The sequence below is a fragment of the Gilliamella sp. Fer4-1 genome, assembly GCF_001690515.1.
Taxonomy (GTDB): domain Bacteria; phylum Pseudomonadota; class Gammaproteobacteria; order Enterobacterales; family Orbaceae; genus Gilliamella; species Gilliamella apicola_C.
The window spans coordinates 1-7,589 of record NZ_LZGZ01000063.1 but is presented as its reverse complement, the minus strand read 5'-3'; the positions used below and the strand labels follow the sequence as shown (position 1 = coordinate 7,589).

The window sequence follows — 7,589 nt, the reverse complement described above, 5'->3', positions numbered from 1 at the left end:
TTAGAAATTTATATTGGCATTATGACACAGAGTTAATCTCGTTTTAAATAAATTTTGATTATTCTTTTATTGAAAAAAGATCATATACTATTTTTAAGTAGCTTGTTTATTATTAAATTGAGTTGATTTTATTTTTAGATTCACAACAGCCGGCTCGAAGTCGAGTACCATTTTTCTCAGTATTTATTGATCATTCATCTTGTACCTTTAATGGTTTTACTTGGCATATAAACATCGTATTAATCTATTTTTATTATGTCGTTATAGCATGGTTTATCGTTACAGCCTCAAACAGATTTTGATTATTGGCACTATTGACTAGTAGAATTTTTTGCCATTTAAGTTGTTTGGCTTTTGCAAAGATTCGTTGGCTTGTGACAACAAGATTAACCTGCATTTTATGTTTAAGATTGCTATATAACTCAAGTTGGATTAAGTGTTCTAGGCTGGTAATAATGATGATTTGGTTTTCAGTATTTCTAGAGAATATATTCGATGGATAGTTGATTGGCTTGCGATCATAACACGCTATAGATTTAACCTTAGCTTTTCGATTTGTTAATGTTTGTGCTAATAATTGTCGTCCCGAATTGCCACATAAAATTAAAATGGTATGGTTTTGTACAGATTCTTGTTGAAGTTTTGCCAATAACCCTTCGCTATTTTCTTTTTCGGGATAGTTGATTTTAGCTGTAGTGAATTGGCTGAATAATTGTGCTGACTTTTTGCCTATTGCGTAATAACGAATGTTAGTTGGCAATATTAGATTTGAAAAATGTGCATTAATAACATGCGTAACTTGCGGTGAAACAATAATGACTATATCGTTGGGTACAAGATTATTGAATTGTTCTTGTAAATTTAGAAGCTCATTTCCTTGTGAGATTTTAAAAAATGGGAGATGCTGCGCTGGCAAGTTTGCTTGATTAAATAGTTGGGCAAGCTTTTCACCCTCTGGAGAGGGTCTGGTTACAAAAATCATTTTTGATGTAATTCCTGTAATATTGTTTTTGCACCTTGTTTTAACAGGCAATTTGCTAGCTCTTGTCCTAGCCTTTCTGCTTCGGTTAAACTACCAGTTAACGAGGCTTTGATTATGTTAGAACCATCAATGCATCCAACAAGACCCTCTAATAATAAGGTATTATTATTTAATTGACTATAGCAAGCAATGGGGACTTGGCAACCACCTTGTAAGGCTTTATTCATCGCTCTTTCAGCTTGGATACAAATGTGGCTATTTTTATCATCAAGCACTGAAAGAATATCTAATATTTGCTTGTCATTTGTTCTTGTTTCAATGCCAATCGCACCCTGTCCAACAGCAGGTAAAATTAAGCTGGTATCAATATATTGTTTGATTCTGCCATCTAATGCCAACCGTTTTAAGCCAACTGCAGCTAAAATAATTGCGTCATACTCATTATTGTCGAGCTTCGCTAAACGAGTGCCGACATTACCTCGAAGTTCTTTAATTTGTAAATGTGGATATTTAGCTCGCAATTGACATTGACGTCGTAAGCTTGATGTGCCAACCACTGCATTATTGGGTAGTTCATCTAGGTTTGAATATTTATTTGAAATAAACGCATCACGTACATCATCTCGTTTGCAAATTGTCGTGAGAGCTAGCCCTTCGGGAAACTCAGCAGGAATATCTTTTATCGAGTGGACAGCAATATCTGCTTCATTATTTAGTATTGCTTGTTCTAGTTGTTTAACAAAAAGACCTTTTCCTCCAATTTTTGATAGTGGGCTATCAAGTAATACATCACCTTTAGTTGTCATAGGGAGCAAATCCACCGTTAAATTTGGGTGAGCAGCTAATAGCTGTTGCTTAACAAAATTAGCTTGCCATAGAGCTAAAGGGCTTTTTCGTGTTGCAATGCGGATATTCAATTACAGTTTCCTATCTCTACAAATTATATACTTTTATTTGACTCAATTAATGAGTTTATTTTACAGCCTGAAAGGTTTGCAGTAGCTCGTTTCAGGCTATTTATTAGATTTAAGTGATTATTATTATAGTTTGTCAACAAAACTCGTTGCGTAACCGATATAGTTAGCTGGGGTTAGCTGTTTTAATCGCATTTTTTCAGCTTCGGGCAACGCTAAAGAGTCGATAAATTGTTTAATGTCTTGTGCATCAACACGTTTCCCTCTAGTTAATTCTTTTAATTTTTCGTAGGGTTTTTCTATTCCATAACGACGCATAACTGTTTGAATAGGCTCGGCAAGCACTTCCCAATTACAGTTAAGCTCTTCAAGTAAATAAGCCTCGTTGACTTCAAGTTTATTTAATCCTTTTAAAGTTGATTGGTAAGCGATAATGGCATAACCAATGCCAACTCCAAGATTACGTAAGACTGTTGAGTCAGTTAGATCGCGTTGCCAGCGAGAAATTGGCAATTTGCTGCCTAAATGTTTTATGATAGCATTGGCAAGCCCTAAGTTGCCCTCTGAGTTTTCAAAGTCAATCGGGTTAACTTTATGTGGCATTGTAGAAGAGCCTATTTCACCTGCAATAGTCTTTTGCTTGAAGTGATTTAATGCAATATAGCCCCAAATATCACGATCAAAGTCGATTAGAATGGTATTAAAGCGTGCTACACAATCAAAGAATTCTGCAATATAGTCATGAGGTTCGATTTGTGTGGTATAAGGATTCCATGTTAGCCCTAGTGAGTAAACAAAATCTTCACTGAATTTATGCCAATTTACTTGTGGATAAGCCACAATATGTGCATTATAGTTGCCTGTCGCTCCGTTAATTTTCCCCAATATTTCAACCGATTGTAACTGTTTTAATTGGCGTTTTAGGCGGTAAGCTACATTGGCAAATTCTTTACCGATTGTTGTGGGTGTAGCTGGTTGACCGTGTGTTCTTGAAAGTAGTGGTAAGTCCCGATAAGCTTTTGCTTGTGCGGTAATGTTATCAATTAGCTTATTCCAATAGGGAATTAAGACAGACTCTTTAGCTGTTTTTAGCATTAATGCATAAGATAAGTTGTTAATGTCTTCTGATGTGCAGGCAAAATGAATAAATTCATTGATTGCGTGTAATTCCTCGTTAGTGCTGACCTTTTCTTTTAAATAATACTCCACCGCTTTGACATCATGATTGGTTGTTTTTTCAATTTTTTTAATGCGATTTGCATCTTGTTCACTAAATTGTTCAATAATTTGGTTCAGATGATTGATAGCTGATTGGCTTAAGGCTGGAATTTCTAAAATATCTGCTTGTGAGGCTAATTTTTTTAGCCAACAAATCTCGACTTGGACACGGTATTTTAATAAACCATATTCGCTAAAAATGGTGCGTAATTCTCTTGTTTTTTCGCCATAACGCCCATCAATAGGAGAAAGGGCTGTAAGTGCAGATAATTCCATCGGTTTAACTCCGTTGCTATTTTGAAATATCAGTTATAAAGTGTAAGCTAGTTTGCTCAATTAATTTGCTCTAATAGCTGCTGTGCAGCGCTACAAATGCGCTTGCGGTTAAAAATAAGTTGAAAACGATTGCCACCAACTTGATACCATAAAATGGCGGATCGAACACAACCCAAAAGTGCTGTTCTTACTTTAGCTTGCACTAATGTGTTTTGCAAAAACTCGACTTTGCCAATCACTTTAATTTTAGTTGATATAGGGCTGATGATATCGGAATAAATTCCCGCTAAAGAATAAGATAGGTCATCAATATGAGCTCTAACAATTTCATCACTTATATCGGGATAAAGTGATGATATACGTTTTAATCGCTGATCTATCTTATCTAATGCGTCATTATTTTTTAGTAGTTTGCTTGTAATGCTAAGTGTGCCAAACAGGTAACGAATAATTTGGGTTTGTTCTTTTTGTCCCGATGATAATAGTTGTATTAATGTTTGTAATCCTGTTTTGATGTTTTCAATGCCATCATAAACATCGTCTGTAGTCTTTGGAGTAATTTTAAAAACGCTTTTTATTGCTTGTTCATAAATTATGGTACTGCAAACACCAGTGTTAGCAAGTTGAGGCACTAATATTGCGCTTTGTACAGCACCAGCAAGCGCAATAGCAATATGATGGTATTTATTATTCACTTTTTAGAACTCCTTACTTACTGCCTTTTATTCGTTCTTCTATAATACCACCACCAAGGCACACCTCGCCGTTATAAAATACTGCTGATTGACCTGGCGTTACAGCTGCAACAGGGCTATCAAAAATAACTTCGATTTTGTCATCAGTTAATGGAGTAACTTGGCAGGCTATGTCTTGTTGGCGGTAGCGTGTTTTTACGGTACAACTAAATGGCTGGGTTACCACTTTACGGTCAACCCAATGTAGTTGCTGCGCAGTTAACCCATTTGAAAACAGTGCGGGGTGATCATGACCTTGCGCTACAATCAATTCGTTATTGGTTAGATCTTTATCAACAACATACCATGGCGTGTCATCTGCCTGTTTCAGTCCACCAATTCCTAAGCCTTTTCGTTGTCCTAACGTATGATACATAAGGCCTTGATGCTGACCAATCACCTCGCCATTGACAGTACGAATTTTACCTGCTTGAGCGGGTAAATATCGTGCTAAAAAGTCACTAAATTTGCGTTCTCCAATAAAACAGATACCAGTTGAGTCTTTTTTAGTTGCAGTAACTAGACCAAGTTGCTGTGCAATTTTACGCACTTCAGGTTTTTCAAGTTCACCAACGGGAAATAAACTTTGATGGATTTGCGATTCACTAAGAGTATAGAGAAAATAACTCTGGTCTTTATTGTTGTCGATACCTCGCAGTAACTCAACTTTATTATCTACTTCTCGTTTGCGTACATAATGTCCAGTTGCAATGTAATCAGCACCAAGATCTTCAGCTGCGTATTCAAGAAATGCTTTAAATTTAATTTCTTTATTACATAAAATATCAGGGTTTGGTGTGCGTCCTGCTTTGTATTCAGATAAAAAATGTTCAAAAACATTATCCCAATACTCGGCAGAAAAATTAATAGTATGTAGTTTAATGTTTAATTTATCACAAACAGCTTGGGCGTCTGCTAAGTCAGCAGCGGCTGAGCAATATTCTTCTGTGTCGTCCTCTTCCCAGTTTTTCATAAATAGTCCAACAACATTATATCCTTGTTGTTGTAATAAATAAGCAGAGACAGAAGAGTCAGCACCACCAGACATACCGACAACGACTTTTTTTTGAGTGTTTATATTTGGCATAATGATTATATTAATAGGTAAAATTAATAAAAAAATTTGATGTTAATTTTAACATAACTAGAGGAAAAAAGCATAAAGTTATGCTAATAGCGATTGTCATGTTAGTTTGGTTTTTGCGTTAATATTGTACTAAACCGCATTTTTTCTGAAAGTTTTGATATTTTATCATCCACGGAAAAAAACGATATCACAAGGAATTAAAACAGCCTTATTAGTTCAAATTCATAAAGCTGTTTTTATTTAGATACTTAATTAGAGTTAGTTAAGATCTTTCAATAAGTAAACAACAAGACCTATAATTTTAAAGTCTTGAGATTCAGATTTATCACCAATGATTGCAGGGTACTTAGGGTTGTCACAAAGTAACGCTAAATTAGCACCTTGATTTTGAATGCGCTTAATACTAATTTGATCCTCATATTCTACCGCATATAAGTAGCCATCAATCGGTTTGCAATAGGTTTTGTTGATAATAAGAATATCATGGTTTGATATTGTAGGTTCCATACTGTCACCTTTTGCCCATACCGCAGCTAAGTCTTCGTAGTCACAACATTGATGTTTTATTAAGTTAATATCAAAAGGAATTGATTCAATTTTTGAATAAGATTTATTCGTTTCGTTTAAATGGTGAAATGGGATATGCACAAAACTGTGACGTTCGGATTCTGGCAATAAACGGCATTCACCTTTACCTGTTACTAGCCACTCAATCGGAATATCGCATTTTTGGGCAATAATAGCTAGTCTATTTAATGCTGGATAGGTTTTCCCTGACAGGTAATCCCGTATTACAGCTTCCGACATACCAACTTTTTTAGCAAAGGCATTACCTGATATACCTTCTAATACTAGATTTAATCTATTTCTAAAATTAATTACTCCTGTATCGGTTAGTGCTCGTGTTTTTTCTTTTTCATATTGTTTTTTTATGTTGTTTTTGGCCATTTTATGTCCCTTTCCATGTGTTTTTTTGTTTTTGTTATTTTAATTCATTTTTTTATGTGCTATTCTTTGCTAGGTGATTTCTTACATTTTGAGCATTGTAATACCGATAATCTTTACAATAGCAAAAATTTAACTAATAGAGGATCTCATAATGAGAGGACAAGATCAAGACTGGACACCATCTAGAGTTGTAGGTGAAATTAAAATAAGAGGGGGTAATTTAAGAGCATTGTCGAGAGCTAGCGGATTGCAGGCCGATACTTTGAGAAATGCATTATATCGACATTGCCCTAAATACGAGCGAATTATTTCTGAATATTTGCAAGTTCCTGTTGAAAAAATTTGGCCATCACGTTATCAATCAAAAGGTCAAAATAATATAAATATAAAAAATACTAAAATGTGATTATTTTGTTTTTTTGCAAAATATACTGTGAATTATATTGAGGTTTACAAATAATCTGAGGGAGCTATTGCTCCCTTTTATTTTGTTTTAAAGTAATAACCACAAATAGCCAAAAATATCGACAGCGAACATATTTAAAAACATCAGAATAAACACAAAAATCATAAATGAAATATCAATCATACCAATCGGTGGCACAATACGTCGTATAGGTGCAATAAAAGGTTCCGTTAACTGAGCAAGAAGCTCATCTGCATTTGATTGCCCGCGACTAACCCAACTTAAAACTGCTCGAAATAACAATAGCCAAAATAATAAATATCCAAACGCATGAGCTATTGCTGCAAGAGCATAGAGAAGATATTCACTAGACCAAATTGGCGTGTTAATTATTCCATAATGACAAATAAAAATAATTTTAATCAATGCAAATAGGTATAACAGCAACCAAGTAGCGGTATCTATACGTCCAATTGATGGAATAGCTTTACGTAATGGGCCAATAACGGGTTGAGTAATGCGAACAATAAATTGGGTAAAAGGGGTATAGAAATTTACACGTACCCGTTGCATCCATAAGCGTAAAATTAAAATATATAAACATGCCGTTAAGACCGATTTCCCTAAAAAATAAAGTGATGTCATTTAAAACTCCTTAACTAAATATATTTTGGCAATATATCACAAATACTGTCTTGCCCCAAAGATAGCAGTACCAATACGAACCATCGTGCTACCTGCAACAATCGCAGCTTGCATGTCGCTACTCATGCCCATGGATAATGTGTCCATAAATGGATAATCAGCTTGTAAAGAATGCAAAAGTTTCTGCATTTTGGTAAAGACATTTAATTGTTTGCCAAAATCATCTTCTATTTCAGGAATGGCCATTAATCCGCGTAAATTTAGATTGGGTAGCGCAATAATTTGTTTTACTAAACCCGCAACTTCTTCAGGAGCAACTCCTGACTTACTGGCTTCTTGGCTAATATTGACTTGAATTAGTACATTTAATTTAGCCATG

9 protein-coding genes are annotated in these 7,589 nt (G+C 34.9%); 1 reads left to right on the top strand and 8 read right to left on the bottom strand.

The window, feature by feature from the left end; genetic code table 11:
- Positions 1-253 precede the first annotated feature (253 nt).
- The 6 genes from A9G30_RS02130 to A9G30_RS02105 all read right to left on the bottom strand — a co-directional run bounded on the left by A9G30_RS02130 (position 254) and on the right by A9G30_RS02105 (position 6,159).
- Positions 254-982, bottom strand: a complete 729-nt coding sequence (locus A9G30_RS02130) for a uroporphyrinogen-III synthase (protein WP_065567483.1) — start codon at positions 980-982, stop codon at positions 254-256.
- A complete protein-coding gene (hemC, locus tag A9G30_RS02125) occupies positions 979-1,899 on the bottom strand; it encodes a hydroxymethylbilane synthase (RefSeq protein WP_065567482.1) in 921 nt (306 codons plus the stop codon). Before hemC ends, A9G30_RS02130 begins: the two co-directional genes overlap by 4 nt.
- Before the next feature lie 123 nt (positions 1,900-2,022).
- Entirely contained in the window at positions 2,023-3,390 is a 1,368-nt protein-coding gene (gene purB / locus A9G30_RS02120; protein ID WP_065587894.1) for an adenylosuccinate lyase, read from the bottom strand.
- A gap of 56 nt (positions 3,391-3,446) precedes the next feature.
- Positions 3,447-4,085, bottom strand: a complete 639-nt coding sequence (gene hflD / locus A9G30_RS02115) for a high frequency lysogenization protein HflD (RefSeq protein WP_065567480.1) — start codon at positions 4,083-4,085, stop codon at positions 3,447-3,449.
- Between the two features lie 13 nt (positions 4,086-4,098).
- On the bottom strand, positions 4,099-5,211 hold the full coding sequence (mnmA, locus tag A9G30_RS02110) for a tRNA 2-thiouridine(34) synthase MnmA (protein ID WP_065587893.1): 1,113 nt from the start codon (positions 5,209-5,211) through the stop codon (positions 4,099-4,101).
- A 258-nt stretch (positions 5,212-5,469) separates the two neighbouring features.
- Complete coding sequence (locus A9G30_RS02105) at positions 5,470-6,159, bottom strand: LexA family transcriptional regulator (protein WP_065587892.1); 690 nt, start codon at positions 6,157-6,159, stop codon at positions 5,470-5,472.
- A 151-nt stretch (positions 6,160-6,310) separates the two neighbouring features.
- On the opposite strand from A9G30_RS02105, the gene A9G30_RS02100 reads away from it, so the two are divergent.
- Entirely contained in the window at positions 6,311-6,565 is a 255-nt protein-coding gene (locus tag A9G30_RS02100) for a helix-turn-helix domain-containing protein (protein ID WP_065582559.1), read from the top strand.
- A gap of 87 nt (positions 6,566-6,652) precedes the next feature.
- Here A9G30_RS02100 and A9G30_RS02095 read toward each other — a convergent pair whose 3' ends face one another.
- Positions 6,653-7,210, bottom strand: a complete 558-nt coding sequence (locus A9G30_RS02095; protein WP_065587891.1) for a YggT family protein — start codon at positions 7,208-7,210, stop codon at positions 6,653-6,655.
- A 36-nt stretch (positions 7,211-7,246) separates the two neighbouring features.
- Positions 7,247-7,589 (bottom strand): YggS family pyridoxal phosphate-dependent enzyme (locus A9G30_RS02090; protein WP_065587890.1); only part of this gene is annotated, 343 nt, incomplete at its 5' end.